At 67.5% G+C, this 22,683-nt stretch carries 21 protein-coding genes; 16 read left to right on the forward strand and 5 right to left on the reverse strand.

Translation table 11 applies throughout. From position 1 onward, the window contains the following. Nucleotides 1-11 precede the first annotated feature (11 nt). The gene (locus AvAM_RS17485; RefSeq protein WP_137748256.1) at nucleotides 12-617 is read right to left on the reverse strand and encodes a TetR/AcrR family transcriptional regulator; all 606 of its coding nucleotides are present in this window, start codon (nucleotides 615-617) and stop codon (nucleotides 12-14) included. A gap of 123 nt (nucleotides 618-740) precedes the next feature. Between AvAM_RS17485 and AvAM_RS17490 the strand changes: the two genes are divergently transcribed. Genes AvAM_RS17490 through AvAM_RS17510 form a run of 5 tightly spaced genes read left to right on the forward strand, consistent with a single transcriptional unit; the run spans nucleotide 741 to nucleotide 6,410 of the window. Then, complete coding sequence (locus tag AvAM_RS17490; RefSeq protein ID WP_137748257.1) at nucleotides 741-1,562, forward strand: metal-dependent hydrolase; 822 nt, start codon at nucleotides 741-743, stop codon at nucleotides 1,560-1,562. A gap of 18 nt (nucleotides 1,563-1,580) precedes the next feature. Next, the gene (locus tag AvAM_RS17495; RefSeq protein WP_137748258.1) at nucleotides 1,581-3,014 is read left to right on the forward strand and encodes a TolC family protein; all 1,434 of its coding nucleotides are present in this window, start codon (nucleotides 1,581-1,583) and stop codon (nucleotides 3,012-3,014) included. Nucleotides 3,015-3,019: 5 nt separating this feature from the next. After that, a complete protein-coding gene (locus AvAM_RS17500; RefSeq protein WP_137748259.1) occupies nucleotides 3,020-4,018 on the forward strand; it encodes an HlyD family secretion protein in 999 nt (332 codons plus the stop codon). A 51-nt stretch (nucleotides 4,019-4,069) separates the two neighbouring features. Further along, nucleotides 4,070-5,242 (forward strand): ABC transporter permease, encoded by a 1,173-nt coding sequence (locus AvAM_RS17505; protein ID WP_137748260.1) that lies wholly within the window; start codon nucleotides 4,070-4,072, stop codon nucleotides 5,240-5,242. Nucleotides 5,243-5,255: 13 nt separating this feature from the next. Continuing rightward, nucleotides 5,256-6,410: an ABC transporter permease gene (locus AvAM_RS17510; RefSeq protein WP_249368210.1), complete on the forward strand. Its 1,155-nt coding sequence runs from the start codon at nucleotides 5,256-5,258 to the stop codon at nucleotides 6,408-6,410. Nucleotides 6,411-6,418: 8 nt separating this feature from the next. On the opposite strand, the gene AvAM_RS17515 is transcribed toward AvAM_RS17510, so the two are convergent. Both AvAM_RS17515 and AvAM_RS17520 read right to left on the reverse strand, forming a co-directional pair. Then, nucleotides 6,419-7,297: a bile acid:sodium symporter family protein gene (locus AvAM_RS17515; protein ID WP_137748262.1), complete on the reverse strand. Its 879-nt coding sequence runs from the start codon at nucleotides 7,295-7,297 to the stop codon at nucleotides 6,419-6,421. Nucleotides 7,298-7,443: 146 nt separating this feature from the next. Next, nucleotides 7,444-7,968 carry a DUF962 domain-containing protein gene (locus AvAM_RS17520; RefSeq protein WP_137748263.1) on the reverse strand — a complete coding sequence of 175 codons (525 nt, stop codon included), beginning with the start codon at nucleotides 7,966-7,968 and terminating at the stop codon, nucleotides 7,444-7,446. A gap of 154 nt (nucleotides 7,969-8,122) precedes the next feature. Between AvAM_RS17520 and AvAM_RS17525 the strand changes: the two genes are divergently transcribed. The 6 genes from AvAM_RS17525 to AvAM_RS17550 all read left to right on the forward strand — a co-directional run bounded on the left by AvAM_RS17525 (nucleotide 8,123) and on the right by AvAM_RS17550 (nucleotide 13,931). Continuing rightward, the gene (locus AvAM_RS17525) at nucleotides 8,123-8,827 is read left to right on the forward strand and encodes a Crp/Fnr family transcriptional regulator (RefSeq protein WP_137748264.1); all 705 of its coding nucleotides are present in this window, start codon (nucleotides 8,123-8,125) and stop codon (nucleotides 8,825-8,827) included. A 105-nt stretch (nucleotides 8,828-8,932) separates the two neighbouring features. Next, nucleotides 8,933-10,366, forward strand: a complete 1,434-nt coding sequence (locus AvAM_RS17530; RefSeq protein WP_137748265.1) for an aldehyde dehydrogenase family protein — start codon at nucleotides 8,933-8,935, stop codon at nucleotides 10,364-10,366. A gap of 91 nt (nucleotides 10,367-10,457) precedes the next feature. Then, entirely contained in the window at nucleotides 10,458-11,066 is a 609-nt protein-coding gene (locus AvAM_RS17535; RefSeq protein WP_137748266.1) for a DUF2889 domain-containing protein, read from the forward strand. A gap of 62 nt (nucleotides 11,067-11,128) precedes the next feature. Further along, complete coding sequence (locus AvAM_RS17540; RefSeq protein ID WP_137748267.1) at nucleotides 11,129-11,890, forward strand: SDR family oxidoreductase; 762 nt, start codon at nucleotides 11,129-11,131, stop codon at nucleotides 11,888-11,890. Nucleotides 11,891-12,249: 359 nt separating this feature from the next. After that, nucleotides 12,250-13,251: a hypothetical protein gene (locus tag AvAM_RS17545; RefSeq protein ID WP_137748268.1), complete on the forward strand. Its 1,002-nt coding sequence runs from the start codon at nucleotides 12,250-12,252 to the stop codon at nucleotides 13,249-13,251. Next, nucleotides 13,248-13,931 carry a hypothetical protein gene (locus AvAM_RS17550; RefSeq protein WP_137748269.1) on the forward strand — a complete coding sequence of 228 codons (684 nt, stop codon included), beginning with the start codon at nucleotides 13,248-13,250 and terminating at the stop codon, nucleotides 13,929-13,931. The genes AvAM_RS17545 and AvAM_RS17550 overlap by 4 nt, the downstream gene beginning before the upstream one ends. Nucleotides 13,932-13,961: 30 nt before the next feature. On the opposite strand, the gene AvAM_RS17555 is transcribed toward AvAM_RS17550, so the two are convergent. Then, complete coding sequence (locus tag AvAM_RS17555; protein WP_249368212.1) at nucleotides 13,962-14,816, reverse strand: type IV pili methyl-accepting chemotaxis transducer N-terminal domain-containing protein; 855 nt, start codon at nucleotides 14,814-14,816, stop codon at nucleotides 13,962-13,964. Between the two features lie 169 nt (nucleotides 14,817-14,985). Between AvAM_RS17555 and moaA the strand changes: the two genes are divergently transcribed. From moaA to AvAM_RS17580, 5 genes are all read left to right on the forward strand, one after another. Continuing rightward, nucleotides 14,986-16,122: a GTP 3',8-cyclase MoaA gene (gene moaA, locus AvAM_RS17560; protein ID WP_137748270.1), complete on the forward strand. Its 1,137-nt coding sequence runs from the start codon at nucleotides 14,986-14,988 to the stop codon at nucleotides 16,120-16,122. A 177-nt stretch (nucleotides 16,123-16,299) separates the two neighbouring features. Continuing rightward, nucleotides 16,300-16,938: a molybdenum cofactor guanylyltransferase MobA gene (gene mobA / locus AvAM_RS17565; RefSeq protein WP_137748271.1), complete on the forward strand. Its 639-nt coding sequence runs from the start codon at nucleotides 16,300-16,302 to the stop codon at nucleotides 16,936-16,938. A gap of 29 nt (nucleotides 16,939-16,967) precedes the next feature. Further along, nucleotides 16,968-17,567 carry a GNAT family N-acetyltransferase gene (locus AvAM_RS17570; RefSeq protein WP_137748272.1) on the forward strand — a complete coding sequence of 200 codons (600 nt, stop codon included), beginning with the start codon at nucleotides 16,968-16,970 and terminating at the stop codon, nucleotides 17,565-17,567. Nucleotides 17,568-17,609: 42 nt separating this feature from the next. Then, on the forward strand, nucleotides 17,610-18,977 hold the full coding sequence (locus AvAM_RS17575; RefSeq protein WP_137748273.1) for a molybdopterin molybdotransferase MoeA: 1,368 nt from the start codon (nucleotides 17,610-17,612) through the stop codon (nucleotides 18,975-18,977). A 112-nt stretch (nucleotides 18,978-19,089) separates the two neighbouring features. Beyond that, a complete protein-coding gene (locus tag AvAM_RS17580) occupies nucleotides 19,090-19,422 on the forward strand; it encodes a thioredoxin family protein (RefSeq protein ID WP_137748274.1) in 333 nt (110 codons plus the stop codon). A 75-nt stretch (nucleotides 19,423-19,497) separates the two neighbouring features. Here the strand turns inward: AvAM_RS17580 and AvAM_RS17585 are convergent, their stop codons facing one another. After that, nucleotides 19,498-22,659, reverse strand: a complete 3,162-nt coding sequence (locus AvAM_RS17585; RefSeq protein WP_137748275.1) for an efflux RND transporter permease subunit — start codon at nucleotides 22,657-22,659, stop codon at nucleotides 19,498-19,500. Nucleotides 22,660-22,683 lie beyond the last annotated feature (24 nt).

Raw genomic sequence — 22,683 nt, forward strand, 5'->3', positions numbered from 1 at the left:
CCACAACAGGATCAGAACTCCGCCGAGATCGCCGCCCGCAGCAATGTGGAAGCGGGCTCCACCAGCTCCAGCAACTGCCCGGCCCGGTCATGCTCAATGGCCTGCAGCACCATTTCGTTGATGCCCCCCACCACCGCCATCGCCATGGTGGGCTGCAGCGGCGTCTTGCGCAGGCGTTCGCCGGGGCGGTTGTTGACCACGTCCAGCATCAGGTCGGCCAGCTGCTGGTTGGCGCGCCTGCGCGCTGCTAGGCCCGGCGCGCCCAGGCCCAGGATGTCGATGAACAAGGTGCGCAGCAGCACCGGGTTGCGCGCCAGAACGCCAAAGTAGGCGCCCATGGCCTGCTCCACCTGGGCCTGCCAGTCGCTGTGCGGGTCGATGGCGCCGCGCAACACGGCAATGGCGTTGCCGCTGGCCACTTCGTACAGCGCAATCAGGCATTCGGCCTTGTCGGCAAAGTTTTCATAAAAGGTGCGGCGCGACACGCTGGCCTCGCGCACGATGTCGGCAATCGTGGTGTCGGCATAGCCCTTGGCGGCCACGGCGCGGGCCATGCCTTCGAGCAGACGGGCGCGGTGTTCATTGCCTGGGGTGGGGGTGTCGGCAGCGGCAGTCATGGCAAAAAAATCCCTCGAAATCGGGTTAGGTACTTGACAGTACCACAGTTGACCTGCATCATACAAACCACTCGGTACTACAACGTACCAATTTTTCCCTCCTGCCCCTGACGGAGATCGCCCATGACCGAACTTGTGGTTCGCCGCCTGCTGATTGACCTGGAAACGCCGTTTGCGCGCCAATGGTGCGGCGGTGATGCGTTTCGCTCGGCGCTGTTCAACGCGCTGTCGATGAGTTTCCCCGTGGGCGAGCAGTTTTTCATCGACGCAGTGCGGGACGGCCACAAGGCCCTGCCCCCCGACAAACAGGCGCAGTTTGCCGACGAGGTGCGCGGCTTCATTGGGCAGGAGGCCACCCACCGCCGCATCCACGCGCTGTTCAACGGCCACCTCGAAAAGCAGGGCCTGGTCAACGACTGGGCCCCGCGCGCGGCAGAGCGCATGAAGCTGTTTGCCGGTGCTGACCCGCGCCACCCCCTGGCCGTGACGGCTGCAAACGAGCATTTCACCGCCCTGCTGGCCGAATGGCTGCTGGCCCACCCCGAGGTACTGCAAGGCGCCGAGCCCCGCCTGGCCACGATGTGGCAATGGCACTGCGCCGAAGAGGCCGAACACAAGAACACCGCGTTCGACCTGTACCAGGCGCTGGGCGGCAACCAGGAATGGCGCATCACCTGGTTCCGCCGCATCACCTGGGTGTTTCTGGGCGATGTGCTGCGCCAGACCGTGAACAACCTGCGCCAGGACGGCACCTTGTGGAAGTGGAGCACCTGGGCCAGCGCCGCGCGCACGCTGTTCGGCCAAGGTGGCCTGGTGCGCGAAAGCTGGAAGCCCTGGCGCCAATACCTGAAGCGCGACTTCCACCCCAACCAGCACGGCAGCGACCTCTCGGAGCGCTGGCTGGCAGAACACAGCAACGCCTACACCCCCGTGGGCGCGCGCTGACAACGACGACCTGACACCATGACGACGAACCCCACGCCCCGGCGCACCGGCCGGGCAGGCGAAGCTTTGCTGCGCCTGATTGCCTCTGCGCCGCTGGCGCTCTGCGCCCTTCCCGCCCAGGCAGAACCCCTGGCCTTTGACGCCGCGCAGCAGCAGTTGCTGCAGCGCTCGGACCAGCTCGCCGCATCACGCCACGCGGTGGAAAGCGCCCAGCTGCGCCGCGACGCGCTGCAGCGCCTGGGCGGCCCGGTGGTCCACCTCAGCGGCGCGGCCTATGCCTACAACGCCAACCTGGACGTGGACCTGAACCCGCTGAACCGCGCTCTGCCCGGCGTTTTGTCGCAACTGCCGCCGCAGCTGGCAGCGCCGCTGGCGCAGATGCCGCACCTGCCGTCCAGCTACACGCTCAACCGCAGCAAAAGCGACACGACCTCGTCCGTCTCGGCGGTGTGGCCCATCTACATGGGCGGCGCCAGCAAAGCAGCGCGCGGCCTGATGGACGCGCAGACCCAGGAGGCCCAGGCCGACGCCGCCAAGACCGGCAACGAAGCCACCACGCTGCTGGTGCAGCGCTACTTTGGCGCCCAGCTGGCCCAGCGCGCCGCCGCCTTGCGCGAGGCCGCCCTGGCCACCATCGAGCAGCACGATGCCGCTGCCCAGAAGATGCTGGATGCCGGCGTGATCGCCCGCGTCGAGCGCCTGCAGGCCCGCTCGGCCCTGGAAGAAGCCCGCCGCAACGCCCGCAAGGCCCGCGACGATGCCGAGCTGGCCACCACCGCGCTCACCCGCACGCTCAAGGCCACCGAGCAGGTCACGCCCACCAGCCCGCTGTTTGTGCTGAGCGAGCCGGTGGAACCCCTGCCCCATTTCATCGACACCGCGCTGGCCCGCCACCCCGGGCTGGACAAGGTGGCCGCCAAAAAGGAACAGGCCACCCAGCTGCACGCCGCGCAGGAGGCGCTGCGCAAGCCCCAGGTGTTCGCCTTCGGCCAGCGCCAGCTCAAGACCGGCAAGGAGGCCGACTGGGTGGCCGGTGTGGGTGTGCGCTGGACGCTGTGGGACTCCATCGACCGCAACACCCTCGCCGAGTCGTCCCTGCGCCAGATCGCGCAGGCCGAGCGCACCGGCGCCCAGGCGCAGAACGACATTGCCCTGCTGGTGGAAAAACGCTGGCTGGCCCTGGACCAGGCGCGCCGCGCCTACCTGGCGCTGCAGCCCGGCCTGGAACTGGCCGACGAAGTGCTGCGCCTGCGCACAGCGGGCCTGAAGGCGGGCACCAGCACCACGCTGGACCTGATCGACGCACAGGTGAACCAGGCCAAGGCCCAGACCGAACGTGCCCAGGCTGCACACGACTACGTGAAAGCACTGGCCGAGCTGCTGGAGAGCTGCGGCCTTTCGGAAGACTTTGGCAAATACATGGCGCGCGCCGACGCGCTGAAAGTGGAGTGAACTCGATGAGCAAGAACAACAGCAATAAGGCGGCCGTGATCGGCACCGTGGCCTTCGTGGCCGTGGCAGGCTTTGTGGGCTTTGGCCTGTGGAAGGCATCCCAGCCCGCGCCCGAGGTCTTCCAGGGCCAGATGGAAGCACAGGAAGCCGACATCGCCCCCAAGGTCACGGCCCGCATCGCGCAGATCCTGGTGAAGGAAGGCGACCAGATCGCCGTGGGCGCACCCCTGATCCGCATGGACAGCCCCGAGGTGCAGGCCAAGCTGGCCCAGGCCACCGCCGCCCAGGAGGCCGCGCAGGCCGTGGCCGCCAAGGCCGAACATGGCGCCCGCCCGCAAGAGGTGGAGATGGCCCGCCTGAACTGGCAGCGTGCCGTGGCTGCGGCCGACCTGGCCGAAAGCTCCTTCAAGCGCGTGGATGGCCTGGCGCGCGAGGGCCTGGTGGCTGCGCAGAAACGCGATGAGGCCGAAGCCAACTTCAAGGCATCCCGCGACCAGGCGCTGGCCGCCAAGGCGCAGTACGAGCTGGCCCGCGCCGGTGCCCGCACCGAAGACCGCTCAGCCGCCAGCGCCCAGGCGCGCCAGGTGGCAGGCGTCGTGGCCGAGGTGCAGGCAGCGCAGGCCGAAACCGAACTCAAGAGCCCCGTGGCAGGCGAAGTGGCCAAGGTGCTGGCCCGCACCGGCGAGCTGTCGCCCCAGGGCGTGGCCGTGGTCACGGTGGTGGACCTGAAGGACCAGTGGGTGGTGCTGAACGTGCGCGAAGACCGCCTGCAACGCTTTGCCATCGGCAATGAATTTGAAGCCACCTTGCCCGCCCTTCACGGAAAGGACGGCAACAAGGCGGTGAAGTTCAAGGTCTACCACACGGGGGCCCTGCCCGACTTCGCCACCTGGCGCGCCACGCGTGCGGGCCAGGGCTTTGATGCACGCACCTTCGAAGTACGCGCCCGCCCGGCGGCCCCCATCGAGGGTGCGCGCCCCGGCATGACGGTGCTGGTGCGCTGAAATTTTGAATAAAAAGTGCCTTCTGCGCGCGACCATAAAGCGCAAGTAGCTATGAATTCAATAGTAAACAGCTTCCGCCGCGAAGTGCGCCGCCTGCGGGCCGACCCCTGGGACCTGGCCATGGTCACCTGGGTGCCGCTGCTGGGCGTGGCGCTGTTGTGGTGGATCTTCTCGGCCGGGTTGCCGCGCCACCTGGCCGTGGGCGTGGTCGATGAAGACCACTCCAGCCTGTCGCGCCGGCTGGTGCGCATGCTGGACGCCACACCCGGCGTGCAGATCACGCAGCACTACGCCAACACCGCCGAGGCCGAGCATGCCTTGCGCACCGTGCAGGTCTACGCGGTGGTCACCATTCCCCGCGACTTTGCGCACACTGTGAAGCAGGGCCGCGCCGCCCAGGTCACGCTGCTGCACAACGCGCAACTGGGCACCCATTCGGGTCTGCTGCAGCGCGACGTGCGCACCGCCGTGGGCACGCTGTCAGCGGGTATCGAGATGGCCGCACGCAACAAGCGCGGCGAAAGTGCGCAGGCCGTGCATGTGAGCATGGAGCCCATCCACTCGCAGATGGTGGCGCTGTTCAATGTGTCCAGCAACTACGAGCAGTTCCTGGGCGCGGCGCTCATCCCCGCGCTGCTGCACATCCTGGCCATGACGGCGGGCGCCTGGACGGTGGGCCGCGAGCTGCGCGACCGCACACTGGGCGAGTGGCTGGGCGCGGGGGAGCTGCTGCGCACTGCGGGTTCGCTCATCGGCAAGCTCGCGTTGCCCTGGGCCACGCTCACCCTGGTGGGCCTGCTGGCGCTGGTGGGCATCACCTGGGGCCGGGGCTGGCACCCGCCGGGCAATCTGGCGTGGGTGGCCGGTGCGCTGGCGCTGCTGATGGCCGTGTCGCTGGCAGCGGGCGCGGCCCTGGCGGCGCTCACACGCTCGCTGCGCACCGCACTCTCGGGCGCGGGCTTTTTCGCGGCGCCCGCGTTTGCCTTCAGCGGCGTGGCGTTTCCGCTGGCAGGCATGCCCGCCAGCGCCCGCGCCTGGGCCGAGGCCATGCCCTTCACGCACTACATCCGCCTGCAGATCGAGCAATTGCAGATGGGTGCGCCGCTGGCCACCAGCGTGCCCACCATGGTGGGCCTGCTGGCGGCCACCGGCATGCTCTGGCTGGTGGCGGCCGTGGGCCTGCACCTGGCCGCCCGCCAACCTGCCACCTGGGGAAGCCGCTGATATGGACACCCACATGAAACCGGCTCCCCGCGGCCTGCTGCACGCCTGGCTGCTCGCTCTCGCCACCGTCGCCCGCGACAAGGGGGTGCTGCTGCTGTTGGTCGGCGCCCCCGTGCTTTACGGCTTCTTCTACCCATGGTTCTATGCCGACGAGGTGCTCACCCGCGTGCCTGTGGCCGTGGTGGACATGGACCGCACCAGCCTCTCGCGCCAGATCACGCGCTTTGCCGACGCCGACCCGCGCATCGAGGTGCGCCTGGTCACGGGCAGCGAACGCGAGGCGCAGCAGGCACTGTGGCGCGGCGAGATCGAGGGCTATGCGGTGATCCCCGCGAACCTCAAACGCAACGTGGTGCGCGGCGAAAACGCCGTGGTCAGCATCGAGGCCAACGGCGCCTATGCGCTGCTCAACAAGGCGGTTCAGTTCGGCTTTGCCGAGGCGGTGGGCACCGTGTCCGCCGGGGTCGAGATCAGGAAGCTGCAGGCCAGTGGCCAAAGCGCGCAGCAAGCCCACGCGAGGCGTGCCCCGGTGCAGTTGCAGATGGTGGCACTGTTCAACCCCATCGAGGGCTATGGAAGCTTTGTGGTGCCCGCCGTGGCACTCCTGATCCTGCAGCAGACACTACTCATGGGCGCAGCCCTGCTTGCGGGCACCTGGGTGGAGGCCGGGCAGCACCGCGCCAGTGCCACCACCTGGCTGGGCCGCCTGCTGGCACTGAGCACGCTGGGCTGGGCAAGCGGCCTGTTCTACTTCGGCTGGATTTTTGTGCTGCACGACTACCCGCGCGGCGGCAACCCACTGGGCGCGCTGGCCCTGCTGGCCTGCTACGTGCCCGCCATTGCCGCACTGGGCTCGCTGCTGGGCCTGTGGTTCGGCAACCGCGAACGCGCGCTGCAGGTGCTGCTGTTCACCACGCTGCCCATTGCTTTCGTCGCTGGTTTCTCCTGGCCCGTAGAGGCCCTGCCCGAGCCCCTGCAGTGGCTGCGCTGGCTGCTGCCCAGCACCTCGGGCGTGCAAGCGTCGCTGCGGCTCAACCAGCTGGGGGCACCACTGCAGGCTGCACTGCCGTATCTGTGTGCACTGGTGGCTTTGGGTGCGGTGTGCACGGCGGCGGTGCTGTACAAGGCGCGGCCCTGGCCAATACCCACAGCGGCCAGGACGGATTGATCACGGCATCACACTGATGGGGCCACTGCCACGCCAACACGCCGCAGCACCAGCGTGCCAAACAAGGTGGCCATCAGGTACATGCTGACCGAGTAGATGGCAGCAGGCAGCGCGAGCTGGAAGTTGTCCAGCACCGACAGCGCGATGAAGATGGCCAGCGTGGAGTTGTGGATGCCGATCTCGAAGCTGATGGCCGTAGCCATGGATTTGTCCAGCCCCGCCGCACGCGCAAGGTAGTAGCCCGACGCGAGGCTGATCACGTTGAACAGCAACACGGCGGGGCCGATGCCCGCGAAGGACTCGACCAGGGCCGACCATTCCTTGGCGATGGCGATCAGCGCAAAAGCGGCCAACACGACCGCGCTGAAGATCTTCATGGGCTTTTCCATGCGCGCGCTGAACGCTGGCACGCGGCGGTGCACCACCATGCCCAGCACCACGGGCACCAGCACGATGACGATCACCTCCACCACCTTGCCGAACTGCAGCGGCACCACCTGGCCCGTGTGCGCAAAGGTGTTGATCGCCCAGTTGGTGATGAGCGGCAGGCTCACGATGGAGAGCACGGTGTTGATGGCCGTGAGCGAGATGTTCATCGCCACATTGCCGCCAAACAGGTGGCTGAACAGATTGGCCGACACCCCGCCGGGCGAGGCCGCCAGCAGCATCAGCCCCACGGCATACAGCGGCGCCACACCCAGCAGCACGATGAGCGCATAGCAGGCCGCGGGCAGCACCAGCACCTGCAGCACCAGGGCCAGCACCACAGCGCGCGGGTGCTGCAGCAGGCGTGTGAAATCACCCACCGTGAGCGACAGGCCCAGGCCAAACATGACAAGGCCCAGTGCGATGAACAGCAGCGTGGGCAGGATGGACACAAAACTCATGGGACAACACACGCGGCCACGGCGGCCGCGCTCCATTCAATGGGGTAAGGACGGCGGAGCCAAGGGCTGCTGCGCGGAGAGGGACCAGGCGGCGCAGATCCGCCCCAGCGACAAGGGCAGAAAGAAGGGTGTAAGGCCCTGAGCGCTCAGGCAGCAGCCTGCCCCGTGCGCAGGCGCACCGGGCCGCTGCGCGCTTCGATGGCGACCTGCACCTCCTTGCGCAGGCCCAACGCAAACGCCCACTCGGCCACCACAAACAGCGGGCCGACGATAAGGCCCACCAGGTCGTCCACAAACGCGGGCTTGCGGCCTTCGTAGTAGTGGCCCACAAACTGGATCACCCAGCCCACGGCAAACAGGCCGATGCCCGTGGCCAGCCATACGGCCAGGGTCTGTGCGGCCACCCATTGCCCGCCCACCAGCATGGCGGCCAACAGCGCCGCCATGGCCAGGCCAAAACGCGTGTCCAGCCGGAAGTAGAAAACGCTGGCGGCCAGCGCGGCCAGCAGCGCCGGGCTCAGCGGCAGCTCGCCCACCATCCAGGTCGGGCGCGACAGCAGAATGACCACCGCAAACATGATCATCGGCACGCCCACAAAATGGGTGTGGATGTTGCGTGGATCGCGGTGGTAGTCGGCGTACTGCGCCAGATGGTCGATCAGGGTTTTCATGGGTGTCTCCGGCTATTGTTTTGAGCAGCATCAATACTCGCCCCGGGGCCCTGCCAGCGTCTGTCGTGCAGACGACAAAAAGACACACTCCCGCCTGCACGCCCGGGTGCTTCGCCCCCACGCTCGACACTTCACCTGCGCCGCTCCCCACCGCATGACCGCCCCCACTGCCTACCTGCCCGTCCTCCAATCCGGCCGCTGGTTTGCCCACCTGCCGCCCGACTTTGCCCAGCCGCTGATCGCCATGGCCCACCTGCGCCAGTTGCAGGCGGGTGAAGTGCTTTTTTTGCGCGGCGATGCGCCCTGCGGGCTGTATGCAGTGGTGCGCGGGGCGATCAGCATCTCGGGCACAGGCGGGCGGGCCCACGAGGCGCGCTCGGCACTGCTCACGCGGCTGGAGCCGCCGCACTGGTTTGGCGAGATCTCGGTGTTTGACGGCTCAGCCCGCACGCACGATGCCCATGCGGCGGAGGCCAGCACGCTGGTGCAGGTGCCCCACGAGCGGCTGCAGGCCTGGCTGCAGGCGCACCCGACACACTGGCACGCGCTGGCGCTGCTGTTGACCGACAAGCTGCGCACCGCCTTCGTGGCCATTGAGGAGCTGGCCCTGCTGCCCGCGCCGCAGCGCCTGGCGCGCCGCCTGGTGATGATGGCCGAGGGCTATGGCCAGTGGAATGCCGAAGGCCAGTCGCGGCGGGTGATCGGCATCTCGCAGGAACAGCTGTCGCTGATGCTGGCCATTTCGCGCCAGACCACCAACCAGATCCTCAAAGACCTGGAGGCGCGCCACCTGGTGCGGGTGCAGCGCGGCGAGGTCGAAATCCTGGACCTGGCGGCCCTGCGCGCGTCCTGCTACTGAAATCACTATCAAAACAATAGCTATATTCGCTTTATGGTCGCGCGGAAAAGGCACTTTTCATCCAAATACTAAGCACACATTCCATTTCCGGGCACAATCACGACCATGCAACTAAACTACATCGCCAACGCCTCGGTGCCGTCCTCTTCTGGCCGCACGATCCCCGTGATCGATCCGTCGGACGGCCAACCCTTCGACGAGATCCAGCGCAGCAACGCCGACGACATCGACGCGGCGGTGCATGCAGCCCGCCAGTGCTACAACGCGGTGTGGCAGAAGCTGGCCCCGGTGGAGCGCGGCCGCCTGCTGCAAAAGCTCTCGGCCAAGATCCTGGAGCATGCGGACGAGTTGACAGCGCTGGAGCAGCGCGACTGCGGCAAGCCCACCAAGCAGGCGCGGGCCGACGCGATCGCGCTGGCGCGCTACTTCGAGTTCTACGCCGGTGCGTGCGACAAGTTCCACGGCGAGACCATCCCCTACCCCGACGGCTACAGCGTGCTGACCTGGCGCGAGCCCCATGGCGTCACAGGCCACGTGATCCCCTGGAACTACCCCATGCAGATCTTTGGCCGCAGCGTGGGCGGCGCGCTGGCGGCGGGCAACGTCTGCGTGGTCAAACCGGCCGAAGACGCCTGCCTCTCGCTGATCCGCGTGGCGCAGCTGGCAGCCGAAGTGGGCTTCCCGTCCGGTGCGCTGAACATCGTCACCGGCTACGGCCACGAGGTGGGCGACGCGCTGGCACGCCACCCCGGCATTGACCACATCAGCTTCACCGGCAGCCCCAAAATCGGCACGCTGATCCAGCAAGTGGCCGCCGAGCGCCACTGCCCCGTGACGCTGGAACTGGGCGGCAAGAGCCCGCAGATCATCTTTGCCGACGCCGACCTGGACGCCGCCATCCCCGTGGTCATCAACGCCATCGTGCAGAACGCGGGGCAGACCTGCTCGGCCGGCTCGCGCGTGCTGATCGATTCGCTGATTTACGAACCGCTGCTGGAGCGCCTGGGCAAGGCGTTTGAAAAACTGCGTGTCGGCCCCGCCGCCATGGACTTGGATGTGGGCCCGCTGATCCGCCAGACGCAGCAGCAGCGCGTGTGGGACTTCCTCTCCGACGCACAAGTCGCTGGCATCCCCATGGTGGCCCAAGGCGTGGTGGTGGACGAAGCACCCGAGACCGGCTATTACCAGGCCCCCACACTGCTGCGCGATGTGCCTGTGCAGCACCGGCTTGCGCAGGAAGAAGTCTTTGGCCCCGTGCTGTCGGCCATGGCCTTCCAGGACGAAGACCACGCGGTGGAGCTGGCCAACGCCACGCAGTTCGGCCTGGTCGCGGGCATCTGGACGCGCGACGGCGCGCGCCAGTTCCGCATGGCCAAGCGCGTGCACAGTGGGCAGGTGTTCATCAACAACTACGGCGCGGCCGGTGGTGTGGAGCTGCCGTTTGGCGGCGTCAAGTCGAGCGGCTATGGGCGCGAAAAGGGCTTTGAGGCGCTGTACGGCTTCACCACCTTGAAGACGGTGGCCATCAAGTACGGCTGAAGAAGCATTGCAGGGTGTCTCGCCCGCGCGCGACGGCGCGGGCGGCCCCCGCTAACCTTGGCTGCTTCTGCACGACGATTTTTCTTTTGCCATGCCCCTGAGTCCCCCCGCCCCCCGCACCCTCAAACATGTCCGCCGGGTCAACTACCAGGGCTTTGAACGCGACGACGGCCTGTGGGACATCGAAGGCGAACTGCATGACAGCAAGGCCTACGACGCCACCTCCTTTGGCGACCCCAGCAAGCAGCGTCTGGCAGGCGAGGCCATCCACCACATGTGGCTGCGCGTGACCGTGAACCGCCAGCTGGTGGTGCAGGCGGTGGACGTGTCCATGGACTCGCACCCGCTCAAAGGCTGCACCGAGGCCCAGGCCGCGCTGCAGCACATGGTGGGCTGCAGCATGGCGCGCGGCTGGCGCCAGGCCATCCAGAAGCACCTGGGCGGGGTGGCCAGTTGCACCCATTTGCGCGAGCTGCTGTTCAACCTGGCGACAGCGGCCTTCCAGTCGGTGCCTGCAGTGTTTTCGTCTACCAACCCGGATGAGCCGCCGCGCCACCTGGGCCAGTGCACGGGCTGGGACTTCAACGGCAACGGCGTGAAGGAATACTTTCCGCAGTTTTATGGCCGGGAGCCCAAAGCCCCCACCCCACCGCCGGCGGCCGCTGCTGAAAATTCAGCCCCATTGGGCTCTGGCGCCTGATAGACAAGCGCTAGCAGCTATCATTTTTGACAAATCTCACCCCAACCTATCGGAGACCCCTCATGCGCGTGCAGAACAAATCCATCATCGTCACCGGCGCAGGCAACGGCATCGGCGAGGGCATTGCCAAGCGCCTGGCGGCCGAGGGCGGCCAGGTCATCGTGAACGACATCAACGAAGCCGGTGGCCAGCGCGTGGTGGCCGAGATCACCGCCGCTGGCGGCAAAGCCGCGTTCTTCAAGGCCGACGTGACGAACTCCGCCCAGGTCAAGGCGATGGTGGAAGAGGCCGTGCGCCTGTACGGCCGTCTGGACGTGGTGGTGAACAACGCGGGCTGGACGCACCGCAACCGCCCCATGCTCGAAGTGAGCGAGGAAGAGTTCGACAAGGTCTATGCCATCAACATGAAGAGCATCTACCTGAGCGCCATGCACGCCGTGCCTGCACTGCGGCAGGCGGGCGGCGGCAGCATCATCAACATCGCCTCCACCGCCGGACTGCGCCCCCGCCCGGGCCTCACCTGGTACAACGGCTCCAAGGGCGCCGTCATCATCACCAGCAAGTCCATGGCGGCCGAGCTGGGCCCCGACAACATCCGCGTGAACTGCATCAACCCCGTGTTCAACCCTGACACGGGCTTGGCTGCCGAGTTTGCAGGCGGCCCAGTGGACGATGCGCGCCGCGCCAAGTTCCTGGCCACCATTCCGCTGGGCCGCTTCTCCACCGCGCTCGACGTGGCCAACGCGGCGCTGTACCTGGCGAGCGACGAGGCATCGTTCATCAGCGGCGTATGCATCGAGGTGGATGGCGGGCGCTGCGTGTAAGTAAGCGCCCCGGCGCGCTGGCAAGCCACCACCACATCTCGTGGCGCCCCACCAATCCGCACCAGGGCAGTGCGGATTGATTTGACGGTCTTGGCCCTGCTGCATATAGTGCCGCCGATGTTTGCGAGCCAGCCCCACACCACAGCCGCCAGCGCCACCGCGCTGCTGCGCCGTGCCGCGCGCTCGCAGGCCACGCTCCAGGCCGGTGACCGCGCTCTCTGCACCCTCGCTGCAGATTCCTGAGCCCGGCGACACCCCTCCCCTCCGCATTCTTTTCGCGCACCTCCTGTCGCCGGGCCCCACTCCCAGCGCCAGCTTGCGCCTTGGTAACAGCCGGGGCGCGGACTTCAGGAGTGTCCATGCCCCCGTTCCCTTCGGGCGAGATTTCGCTCGCCCCGTGCGCGCCCGCGCACCCACTTGCTGCCCCTGCGCTCGCGCGAGAGGGTTCTGTCGATCAGGCCGTGGCCCAAGCAGCCGCCACCGCCGACATCACCCGGCAATTCATCCGTGCCAAGCAGCCCTGCGCCGACGGCTACCGCTGGTACCTGCGCCGCCAGGAGGGCGCCAGCAACTACCAGGCGCTGCTCGACGACCTGGTGCGCGAGGGCCGCGTGGAAGACGCGTGCTGGATGCTGGACCAGTTCGGCCCCACCAACGATGTGCTGGAGGTGGACCACCTGGAGGCCGACGCACTGGTGTTTGCCGGTAGCGTGCACTGCCGGGGCCATGCCGACGTAGAGGGTGTGCTGCGCACGGGCCGCAGCCTGAGCGTGCTGGGCGGCCTGCGGGTGGGCGGTGCGCTGCGCGTGGGCGAAGACCTGCGCGTGGCGGGCGCGGTGCGCTGCGAGGGCAGCGCGCGGCTGCAGGGCGATGCACGCGTGGGCTGGTCGCTGACCGTGGCGCAGCGGCTGCAATGCACGGGCAGCCTGCGCGTGGGCGGAGAGCTGGACTGCGGCGCCGCCGCCCAGATCGGCGGCCACTGCCGGGTGGCCCAGGATCTGCGGGTGGTGGGCGACCTGGGCTGCGAAGGCGGCATCAAGGTAGGCGGCCACCTGCAAGCAGACGCTGCCCTGCAGGCGGCCCGGGGCCTGTGGGTGATGGGCGATGTGGACTGCAAGGGCCACCTGCAGGTGGGCTGGGGGGTGCGGGCCGGTGGGCACATCCACGCCGGTGGCGCCATCCGAGCGGGCGAGAGCCTGTGGGCGGGCGACACGATTGCAGCGGGCGAGGCCTACGGCGTGTATGCGGGCCTGGATGTGCCCTTGCCCGACTGGCCCCACAGCGCCCAGGTCTGCGCCCGCGAACAACCCGCGCGCCTATTGAGCGGCTGCTGGGCTGGCGGCCCGGGGAACACGCCATGACGGCCAGCACCTTCTGCCTGCACCTGCCGGGCCATGCCACCGCCACCACCAAGGCAGAGGCCAGCCCAGGCCTGCTGGGCCGCTGGGCCCAGTGGCTGACCGAGCTGCGCATCGACGTGGACCTGTCAGGCCGCGACATCCAGCGCGAGTTCGATGCACTGCACGACCGCATCCGCACCAACCACCGCACGCGCGACGCCATGCAGCCGCTGCCCTTGCATCTGCACGGGCTGGTGTTTCGCCTGCGCGAGGCCGATGGCGAATATTTTGTGTACGCGATCGACCCGCAACGCAACCGCATCGTGGCCTACACCGTGTTCAACCGGCTGGTGGAGGTGGACCGGCGCACCGACCGGCACCTGCGCGCGCCCCACACCAAGGTGGCGCACGGCTACCGGCGCATGGGCATCGCGTCGGCCATCTACCGCTGGTGGCTGGACTCAGGCCATTGCCTCATGACCGGGGCGCGCCAGTCTGCCGGTGCCCACGGCCTGTGGATGGCCCTGGCGCGCGACTACGAGCTGGCCGCGGTGCGCATCGACGCACACAAGCGTGTGCAGCGCTTGCAACTGCCGCCACCGCCGGGATTTTTTGACGCGCTGGACACGCGGCTGGTGCTGGTGGGGCGCGACTGCCGTCTGGCGGACTTCACGCAGCCCGCTGGCTGCAGTGGCCACTGACCGGGAGCGAGCCCAGCCGTCCAGAGCCGCTCAGCCCAGCACCTCGCGCAGGGCGACTTCGTACAGGTTGGTGAGCTTGTCCATCACACCCAGCAGGCGCTCGCTGGTCGTTGCCACCGCGTTGAGCCCGGCGTCATCGGCCGGGCGGCGCAGGGCCGAGTCAAAAAACAGCCACTGCGAGTCGGCCAGCTCCAGCTCGCTGCGGATGGCGGGCGTGGACACGGGCGCGGCCTTGAGCGTCTGCAGCGCCTGGCGAAAATCGGCGGCGTCCGAGGCCAGCTGCGCCTGCACCACCTTGGAATCCACCTTGGCCGCGCTCAAGAAGTAGTTTTTGGCCAGGCGCTGCGACAGCATGCGCTGGCGGCCCGCCAGATTCACCAGCCGGGCGCTGGGCGCCTGCGCCAGTTTCTCGATCGATTCGGTCACGGTCTGGGCGATCAGCAGGGTGCGGTCGGCCTGGTCGGAGGCGGCCACCACCAGCGCGGTCTGGGTGGGCGGTGTGGCCGTCAGCTGGTTGAGCAAGGCAAACTGCTTTTGCACTTCTTCCAGCTGGCGCCCCACATCGGCGGGCCAGCGCCCGGTCTGCATGCCCCGGGCGAGTTCGCTGTTGCCGGTCAGCACCATCTTGCGCGCCAGCCCCAGCACGTCCACCGCCGCGCCGGGCAGCACCTGCAGGTACTGCTGGCAATAGGCCTTGGCCATGCGCTGCGACAGCGCCCGGAACCAGCCCGCGTAGTTGATGGCGCCCGACAGCCCCATCTGCGCCTGGGCCCCGGTCGCCCATGTGGCCCAGGTGGGCAACAACACCCCTGCCGCCACCCACTGAACCACCGCCCGGCGCTGGCATGGCATGGCTTCGGCAACACATTCGCGCGTCAACAGCATGGAAGTCCCCTTGAAATCGGATAGGCGAATTGTTGCAACGCAACATCCAGAACGCCCTGCGCCATGTCAAAGGTGTGCCACACCGCCGCCCCGGCAAAACTTGACCGCGATCAACTCCACGCGCAGGGGCTTGCCCCCCGTTCCGGGGCCCATGCGGCAAAATCACGCCATGGCCGAACGTGTGATTCCTCTGGTGGACCAACGCATCGCCGCTCTGGCGGCGCGGGTGCCCGCACACCCCATGGCCCCCACGGGCCAGCTCACCGACACTCGGGGCCGCCCGCTGCGCGACCTGCGCATCAGCGTGACGGACCGCTGCAACTTCCGCTGCAACTACTGCATGCCCAAGGAAGTGTTCGACAAGGACTACCCTTACCTGCCCCATGGCGCGCTCTTGAGCTTTGAGGAAATCACCCGGCTGGCCCGGCTGTTTCTGGCGCATGGGGTGCGCAAGATCCGCCTCACGGGCGGCGAGCCCCTGCTGCGCAAGAACCTGGAAGACCTGGTGGCGCAACTGGCCCAGCTGCGCACGGTGGACGGCCTGGCGCCCGACCTCACCCTGACCACCAACGGATCGCTGCTGGCGCGCAAGGCCCAGGCCCTGAAGGACGCGGGCCTGAACCGCGTGACCGTGAGCCTGGACGGCCTGGATGACGCCGTGTTCCGCCGCATGAACGATGTGGATTTTCCGGTGGCCGATGTGCTTGCGGGCATCGAGGCCGCGCACGCTGCCGGGCTGTCGCAGATCAAGGTGAACATGGTGGTCAAGCGCGGCACCAACGAACACGAAATTTTGCCCATGGCCCGCCACTTTCGCGGCACGGGCACCACGCTGCGCTTCATCGAATACATGGACGTGGGCGCCACCAACGGCTGGCGCATGGACGAGGTGCTGCCCTCGGCCGAACTGATTGAACGCCTGCGCGCCGAACTGCCGCTGGTGCAGCTCAGCCCCAGCAGCCCCGGCGAGACCGCTGAGCGCTGGGGCTACGCCAACGCAGCAGGCCAGCACGACCCCAGCCTGGGCGAGGTCGGCGTGATCAGCAGCGTGACCCAGGCCTTCTGCCACGACTGCAACCGCGCGCGGCTCTCTACCGAAGGCAAGCTCTACCTGTGCCTGTTTGCGTCCGAAGGCTACGACCTGCGCACGCTGCTGCGCGGCGGCGCCAGCGATGAGGCCATTGCCTCGGCCATCGCCCCCATCTGGCAGCAGCGCACGGATCGCTATTCCGAGCTGCGCAGCAGCCTGCCTGCGGACACGGGCCAAGGCGGACGGCGGGTGGAGATGAGCTATATCGGTGGATGAAGTGAAGTACTCCCTGAGTCACCTGCGGTGCCTTCAACCTCTCTCGCCACGCGGGAAGGCAACGCACCCGGTGGCCTGGCAAAGCCAGTTCCATGGGTGCACTCACCCAGTGCTGCACCGGTTCCGAGGCAGCAGCAAGCATGCGCCACAGCCACAGATACCCCTCGAAGCTATTACATGATTGATACCCAAGACATCACCGGCCTGGTCCTCGCCGGTGGCCGGGGCTCCCGCATGGGCGGGGTCGATAAAGGCCTGCAGAACTTTCGCGGCCTGCCGCTGGCGTTGCACACGCTGATGCGGCTGCAGATGCAGACCGGCAATGTGATGGTCAACGCCAACCGCAACCTGGCCGCCTACGAAGCCTTTGGCGCCCCCGTGTGGCCCGATGTGCTGGCCGACTACGCAGGCCCGCTGGCGGGCTTTCTGACGGGACTGGAACGCTGCGAGACACCGTGGCTACTGACGGTGCCCTGCGACACACCCCTCTTCCCGCTGGACCTGGCCCAGCGCCTGGCCGCCGCAGCCGATGCGCAAGGCGCCGACATCGCCATGGCCGCCGCCCCCGAGGACGATGGCCAGGGCCACATCCAGGTGCGCCCCCAGCCCGTGTTCTGCCTGCTGCGCGTGGACCTGCTCGAAAGCCTGGTCGCCTTCACCCAGGCCGGGGGCCGCAAGATCGACGCCTGGACGGGCCAGCACCGGTGCGCCATCGTGTCGTTTGACCAGCCGGGCGATGACCCGCAGGCCTTCTTCAACGCCAACACGCTGGCCGAACTGCATGCGCTGGAAAGCGCCAGCCCACCCCAGCCCTGAAGGCAAACCCAGGCCAGCCACACCCCTTCATGACCAACCCTCTGCCGCCCGCCACCGCCTTTGCAGCCGCTGCAGCCGCCGCCAACGCCATCCATATCCGCCCCCTGGTGGCCGCCGACGCCGTGGCCTACAAGGCCCTGCGGGATGAAGCGCTGCGCACCGCACCGGACGCCTTCACATCCGACTACGCCGCGTCGGTGGGCCGCCCGGCCAAGGAGTACGCGGTGCGTTTTGGCTCGCTGGAGTCGGGCGTGTTCTTTCTGGGCGCCTTCAATGCGGCAGGCCAGTTGCTGGGGTGCGTGGGCTGCGAGCGCGAGCAGCGCACCAAGCAGCGCCACTGCGCCACCGTGGTGGGGATGATGGTGGCGCCCACCGCGCAGCGCCGGGGCGTCGGCCAGCAGCTGGTGGCCGCCTGCGTGCAAGCCGCGCGCAATGTGCCGGGGCTCACGCAGCTGGTGCTCACGGTCACGGCCTCCAACACCCATGTGGTGCGGCTATATGAGCAGGCGGGCTTTACCGCCTGGGGCCTGCTGCCGCGCGCCGTGGTGGTGGACAACGTGGCCTACGACAAGCTGCACATGCTGCTGTTGCTCACCCCCGACCCTTTTCCTGCCTGCCGCTCCAAGTGACGCGCCACTGGCCGCGCGGCAACCCTGAATGTTGTTGACCCCATGAAAACCATTGCCCAGATCGCCGCTGAACTGCAGGGCTATGACCCCCAGGCCCTGAAAGCCGCGGATGTCAACGCCTTCCTGGACCGCCTGGTCACGCCCGTAGCCGAGACCGAGGATCTGCCTCTTTTCAGCGCCCTGGGCCGGGTGCTGGCGCAGGACGTGATCTCGCCCATTAGCGTGCCGCCACACGACAACTCGGCCATGGACGGCTATGCATTTGCGGGCGCCCAGCTGGCCCAGGGCCAGCCCCTCACGCTGCGCGTGGTGGGCACGGCGCTGGCGGGCAAGGCCTGGGCTGGCACCGTGGCAGCGGGCGAGTGCGTGAAGATCATGACCGGCGCGATCATGCCTGCGGGCCTGGACACCGTCGTGCCGCAGGAGTTCACCACCTCGACCACCTCGGATGGCGCCGAACACATCACCATCGCGGCCGACGTGCTGCAACTGGGCGACAACCGCCGCTTCAAGGGCGAAGACCTGATGGAAGGCGGCGTGGCCCTGGCGCGTGGCGAGCCGCTCACGCCCGCCGCGCTGGGCTTGGTGGCCAGCCTGGGCCTGCCCACGGTCACCGTGGTGCGCCGCCTGCGCGTGGCGTATTTCTCGACCGGCGACGAGATCCTGAGCCTGGGCGAGCCCCCCCGCGAGGGCGCCGTGTACGACAGCAACCGCTACACCGTGTTCGGCCTGCTCACACGCCTGGGCGTGGAGGTGATCGACCTGGGCGTGGTGCGCGACGAACCTGCACTGCTCGAAGCCGCCTTTCGCCAGGCGGCCCGGCAGGCTGACGCCATCATCACCAGCGGCGGCGTGAGCGTGGGCGAGGCCGACCACACCCGCACCATGATGAAAAAGCTGGGCGACGTCGCCTTCTGGCGCATCGCCATGCGCCCGGGCCGCCCCATGGCCGTGGGGCGCATTGCCGCTGCTGGATTTGAAGAAAAAACAGCCTCTCCCGCGCAACCATCAAGCGCAGATAGCTATCAAAATGGTAGCAAACCACATTCTGGCCCTGGTGCCGTGCTTTTTGGCCTGCCCGGCAACCCGGTGGCGGTGATGGTGACCTTTCTGGCCTTTGTGCGCCCGGCCCTGCTGCGCATGATGGGCAGCACCCGCACAGCGCCCCCGCTGCTGCGCGCCACCTGCACCGAGCCCCTGCGCAAAAAACCCGGCCGCACCGAATACCAGCGCGGCCTGGTCACCACCGCCGCAGACGGCACGCTGCAAGTGCGCACCACCGGCAACCAGGGCTCGGGCGTGCTCAGCTCGATGGTGCAGGCCAATGGGCTGATTGTTCTGCACCACGGGCAAGGCAATGTGGCGGTCGGTGATCTGGTTGATGTCATGGTCTTTGACGGCGTGATCTGATACAGGACCGCAATGAGCGGCTGGTCGGTGCACAGGCCAGAGCACGTAGCACCTGCCGCTGGGATCGCCTGCAACCCACTTGCTGAACCAGCTGGCCACAAACTACCCCCATATGCCCTACGCCGCCCAGCACCTAGCCCAACCCCCATCCCGTGACGATGTAGACCGCCTGACAGGCGCCACCGTGGTGGAATTCGGCACCCCCTGGTGTGGCCACTGCCAACGCGCCCAGCCGCTGATCGAGCAGGCCCTGAAAGAGCAGGCAGACTTTTCGCACATCAAGGTGGAAGACGGCCCGGGCAAGCGCCTGGGCCGCACGTTTGGCGTGAAGCTCTGGCCCACGCTGGTGTTCTTGAAAGACGGCAAGGAAGTGGCCCGGCTGGTGCGGCCCCAGGCGCTGCAGGAGATTTCAGACGCCGTGCAGGCCACTGTGGCGCAGCCCTGAGACACCAAAAAAAGGCGGCCCGGCGGGGCTTCTTTTTATTGGCACTGCCCAGGGCCCTGCGCACCAGGCCCGGGGCTACTTCGCCACATAGTCGTGCGGGTGCAGCGGATGCTCAGGCTCTTCGGCCGCCACCGCCGTGTTGGCACCCGGCACGGCCTTGCGCGCGAACAGGGTGTACATGGTGGGCACCACAAAAATCGTGAGCAAGGTGCCCAGCGACATGCCGCCCACAATCACCCAGCCGATCTGCATGCGCGTCTCGGCCCCGGCGCCCTTGGCCAGGGCCAGGGGGATGGCGCCCAGCACCATGGCGCCTGTAGTCATCAGGATGGGGCGCAGGCGCTGGGCCGAGGCCTTGACCAGCGCATCCACCATCTCCATGCCCTCTTCGCGCAGTTGGTTGGTGAACTCCACGATCAGGATCCCGTGTTTGGTGATCAGGCCCACCAGCGTAATCAGCCCGATCTGCGAATACACGTTGAGCGAACCTCCGCTCCACTTGAGTGCCAGCAGCGCGCCAATCATCGACAGCGGCACCGACACCATGATGACCAGCGGGTCGATGAAGCTCTCGAACTGCGCGGCCAGCACCAGGAAGATGAACACCAGCGCCAGCACAAACACCACGCCCAGCGCACCCTGCGAGTTCTTGAACTCGCGCGAGGTGTCGTTCAGGTCGGTGGTGTAGCCGGGCTTGAGCACCTTGGCGGCCGTCTCGTTCATGAAGGTGAGGGCCTGGCCCAGCGAATAGTCGGACGACAGGTTGGCCGTGATGGTGGCCGAGCGGCGCTGCCCGAAGTGGTTCAGCTCGCGCGGGCTCACGCTTTCGCGCACGTTGACCAGGCTGGACAGCGGGATCATCGCGTCATTGCGGCCACGCACATAGATGGTGTCGATGTTCTCGGGCGTGGTGCGGCCCCGGGCCTCGGTCTGCACGATGACGTCGTACTGCTCGGCATCGCGCTTGTAGCGCGTCACGGTGCGGCCGCCCAGCATGGTTTCGATGGCCTTGGCCACCACTTCCACGCTCACGCCCAGGTCAGCAGCACGCTCGCGGTTGACCTCGATGCGCAGCTCGGGTTTGTTCAGGCGCAGGTCCACGTCGGGGCCCACGATGCCGGGGTTCTGCGCAATCTCGGCCATGAAGGCGGCCACCACCTTGCTCAGGTTCTCGTAGCTGTCCGAGGTCTGGATCACGTAGGTGAGCGGGCGCGAACGGAAGCCCTGGCCCAGCGAGGGCGGCGTGATCAAAAAGGCGTTCACGCCCGGCAGGCCTGCCACCTTGGGCTGCAGTTCCTTGGCCAGGTCGAGCGTGGTGCGGTTGCGGCTTTCCCAGTCCACCGTGCGGTAGATGACGCTGCCCTGCGCCACCGTGGGGTTGCCGATGTTGGCAAACACGCGGTCAAACTCGGGGTAGGTGGTGCCGATCTTTTCCAGCTCCAGGGCATAGCGGTTGGTGTAGTCCAGCGTGGCACCGTCGGGTGCCGTCACGCTGGCCAGAATGGTGCCCCGGTCTTCCAGCGGCGACAGCTCCTGCCGCATGGTGGGGAACACCAGCGCCAGCGCCAGCCCGCTCAGGGCCATGACACCGATCACAATCCAGCGGGCCTGGAAGATGGCGCCACGCACGCCACCGCCCTTTGCAGCACCCTCGCCGCCGCCCCAGCGCGCCGTAACGATCCAGCGCAGCAGGCGGCCGTAGGCGTCCGACAGCGCGGTGAGCCAGCGCTCCATCGAGCGGTCGAACCAGTTGGGTTTGGGGTTGTGCTTGAGCAGCAGCGAACACATCATGGGCGAGAGCGTGAGTGCCACAAAACCCGACACCACCACCGCCCCGGCCAGCGCCAGCGCGAACTCCACAAACAAACGCCCTGTGCGCCCCGGAGTGAAGGCCAGCGGCGCATACACCGCAACGAGCGTGAGCGTCATGGCGACGATGGCAAAGCCGATTTCGCGCGCGCCCTTGATGGCGGCAGAAAACGGGTCGAGCCCCTCTTCGATGTGGCGGTAGATGTTCTCCAGCATCACGATGGCGTCATCCACCACGAGGCCGATGGCCAGCACCAGCGCCAGCAGCGTGAGCGTGTTGATGGAAAAGCCCGCCAGCGACATCAGCGCAAAACTGCCCACCAGGCTCACCGGAATGGTGACGATGGGGATGATGGAGGCGCGCAGCGTGCGCAGGAACACGAAGATGACCAGCGCCACCAGAACCACCGCTTCGATGATGGTGGAGTACACGCTCTTGATGGAGCGGTCGATGAACAGCGAGTTGTCGTTGGCCACATCGATGCCGATGTCGGCGGGAAGGTCGGCCTTGAGCAAAGGCATCATGGCGCGCACGCCCTTGGCCAGCTCCAGCGGGTTGGCGGTGGCCTGGCGGATCACGCCCACCGAGATCGCATCGCGGCCGTTCAGACGCACACGGCTGCGGTCGCTGGCGGCAGCCTCCTCCACCCGCGCCACGTCGAGGATGCGCACGGGAAAGCCGTTGACCGTGCGAATCACGATGTTGGAGAACTGCGCGGGGGTCTTCAGGTCGGTCTGCGAGGTCACGCTGAACTCGCGCTGCTGCGACTCGATGCGGCCGGCGGGCAGCTCCAGGTTGTTGCGGCGAATCGCGTCTTCCACGTCCTGCGTGGTCAGGCGGTAGCCTGCCATGCGCTCCGGGTCCAGCCACACGCGCATGGCGTATTTGCGCTCACCGTAGATGGGCACATCGGCCACGCCGGTCACGGTCTGCAGGCGGGGCTTGACGATGCGGTTGACCAGGTCGTTGATCTCCAGCGGGCTGCGCGTGTCGCTGCTGAAGGCCAGCCACATCACGGGCGAGGCGTCGGCCTCTACCTTGGCGATCACGGGTTCGTCCACGGCCGTGGGCAGGCGGTTGCGCACGCGTGCGGTGCGGTCACGCACCTCGGCGGCGGCGTTGTCGGCGTCTTTCTCCAGCCGGAATCGCACGCTGATCTGGCTTTGCTCGGCGCGGCTGATGGAGGTGATCACATCGACTGCATCGATCCCGGCAATCGAGTCTTCAAGGGGCTTGGTGACCTGCGATTCAATCACCTCGGCCGAGGCGCCCGCATAGCGCACGCTGACGGTGACCACGGGTTCGTCGATCTTGGGATATTCGCGCACCGACAGGCGCGTGAAGCTCACCGCACCAATCAGCAGCACCAGCAGCGACAGCACGGTGGCAAACACCGGCCGGCGGATGGAGATTTCAGCGAGTTGCATGGCAGTCCAGGGGCGTCAGAAAGG

It is taken from the genome of Acidovorax sp. NB1 (assembly GCF_005405905.1).
Taxonomy (GTDB): domain Bacteria; phylum Pseudomonadota; class Gammaproteobacteria; order Burkholderiales; family Burkholderiaceae_C; genus Acidovorax.

What these genes read in the sequence shown, in the direction of transcription:
- AvAM_RS17555 (WP_249368212.1), bottom strand. Translation starts at nt 14,816, where the DNA reads ATGCTGTTGACGCGCGAATGTGTTGCCGAAGCCATGCCATGCCAGCGC.
- AvAM_RS17515 (WP_137748262.1), bottom strand. Translation starts at nt 7,297, where the DNA reads ATGAGTTTTGTGTCCATCCTGCCCACGCTGCTGTTCATCGCACTGGGC.
- mobA (WP_137748271.1), top strand. Translation starts at nt 16,300, where the DNA reads ATGATTGATACCCAAGACATCACCGGCCTGGTCCTCGCCGGTGGCCGG.
- AvAM_RS17485 (WP_137748256.1), bottom strand. Translation starts at nt 617, where the DNA reads ATGACTGCCGCTGCCGACACCCCCACCCCAGGCAATGAACACCGCGCC.
- AvAM_RS17495 (WP_137748258.1), top strand. Translation starts at nt 1,581, where the DNA reads ATGACGACGAACCCCACGCCCCGGCGCACCGGCCGGGCAGGCGAAGCT.
- AvAM_RS17520 (WP_137748263.1), bottom strand. Translation starts at nt 7,968, where the DNA reads ATGAAAACCCTGATCGACCATCTGGCGCAGTACGCCGACTACCACCGC.
- AvAM_RS17490 (WP_137748257.1), top strand. Translation starts at nt 741, where the DNA reads ATGACCGAACTTGTGGTTCGCCGCCTGCTGATTGACCTGGAAACGCCG.
- AvAM_RS17545 (WP_137748268.1), top strand. Translation starts at nt 12,250, where the DNA reads ATGCCCCCGTTCCCTTCGGGCGAGATTTCGCTCGCCCCGTGCGCGCCC.
- AvAM_RS17580 (WP_137748274.1), top strand. Translation starts at nt 19,090, where the DNA reads ATGCCCTACGCCGCCCAGCACCTAGCCCAACCCCCATCCCGTGACGAT.
- AvAM_RS17540 (WP_137748267.1), top strand. Translation starts at nt 11,129, where the DNA reads ATGCGCGTGCAGAACAAATCCATCATCGTCACCGGCGCAGGCAACGGC.
- AvAM_RS17510 (WP_249368210.1), top strand. Translation starts at nt 5,256, where the DNA reads ATGAAACCGGCTCCCCGCGGCCTGCTGCACGCCTGGCTGCTCGCTCTC.
- moaA (WP_137748270.1), top strand. Translation starts at nt 14,986, where the DNA reads ATGGCCGAACGTGTGATTCCTCTGGTGGACCAACGCATCGCCGCTCTG.
- AvAM_RS17505 (WP_137748260.1), top strand. Translation starts at nt 4,070, where the DNA reads ATGAATTCAATAGTAAACAGCTTCCGCCGCGAAGTGCGCCGCCTGCGG.
- AvAM_RS17525 (WP_137748264.1), top strand. Translation starts at nt 8,123, where the DNA reads ATGACCGCCCCCACTGCCTACCTGCCCGTCCTCCAATCCGGCCGCTGG.
- AvAM_RS17585 (WP_137748275.1), bottom strand. Translation starts at nt 22,659, where the DNA reads ATGCAACTCGCTGAAATCTCCATCCGCCGGCCGGTGTTTGCCACCGTG.
- AvAM_RS17535 (WP_137748266.1), top strand. Translation starts at nt 10,458, where the DNA reads ATGCCCCTGAGTCCCCCCGCCCCCCGCACCCTCAAACATGTCCGCCGG.
- AvAM_RS17530 (WP_137748265.1), top strand. Translation starts at nt 8,933, where the DNA reads ATGCAACTAAACTACATCGCCAACGCCTCGGTGCCGTCCTCTTCTGGC.
- AvAM_RS17550 (WP_137748269.1), top strand. Translation starts at nt 13,248, where the DNA reads ATGACGGCCAGCACCTTCTGCCTGCACCTGCCGGGCCATGCCACCGCC.
- AvAM_RS17500 (WP_137748259.1), top strand. Translation starts at nt 3,020, where the DNA reads ATGAGCAAGAACAACAGCAATAAGGCGGCCGTGATCGGCACCGTGGCC.
- AvAM_RS17570 (WP_137748272.1), top strand. Translation starts at nt 16,968, where the DNA reads ATGACCAACCCTCTGCCGCCCGCCACCGCCTTTGCAGCCGCTGCAGCC.
- AvAM_RS17575 (WP_137748273.1), top strand. Translation starts at nt 17,610, where the DNA reads ATGAAAACCATTGCCCAGATCGCCGCTGAACTGCAGGGCTATGACCCC.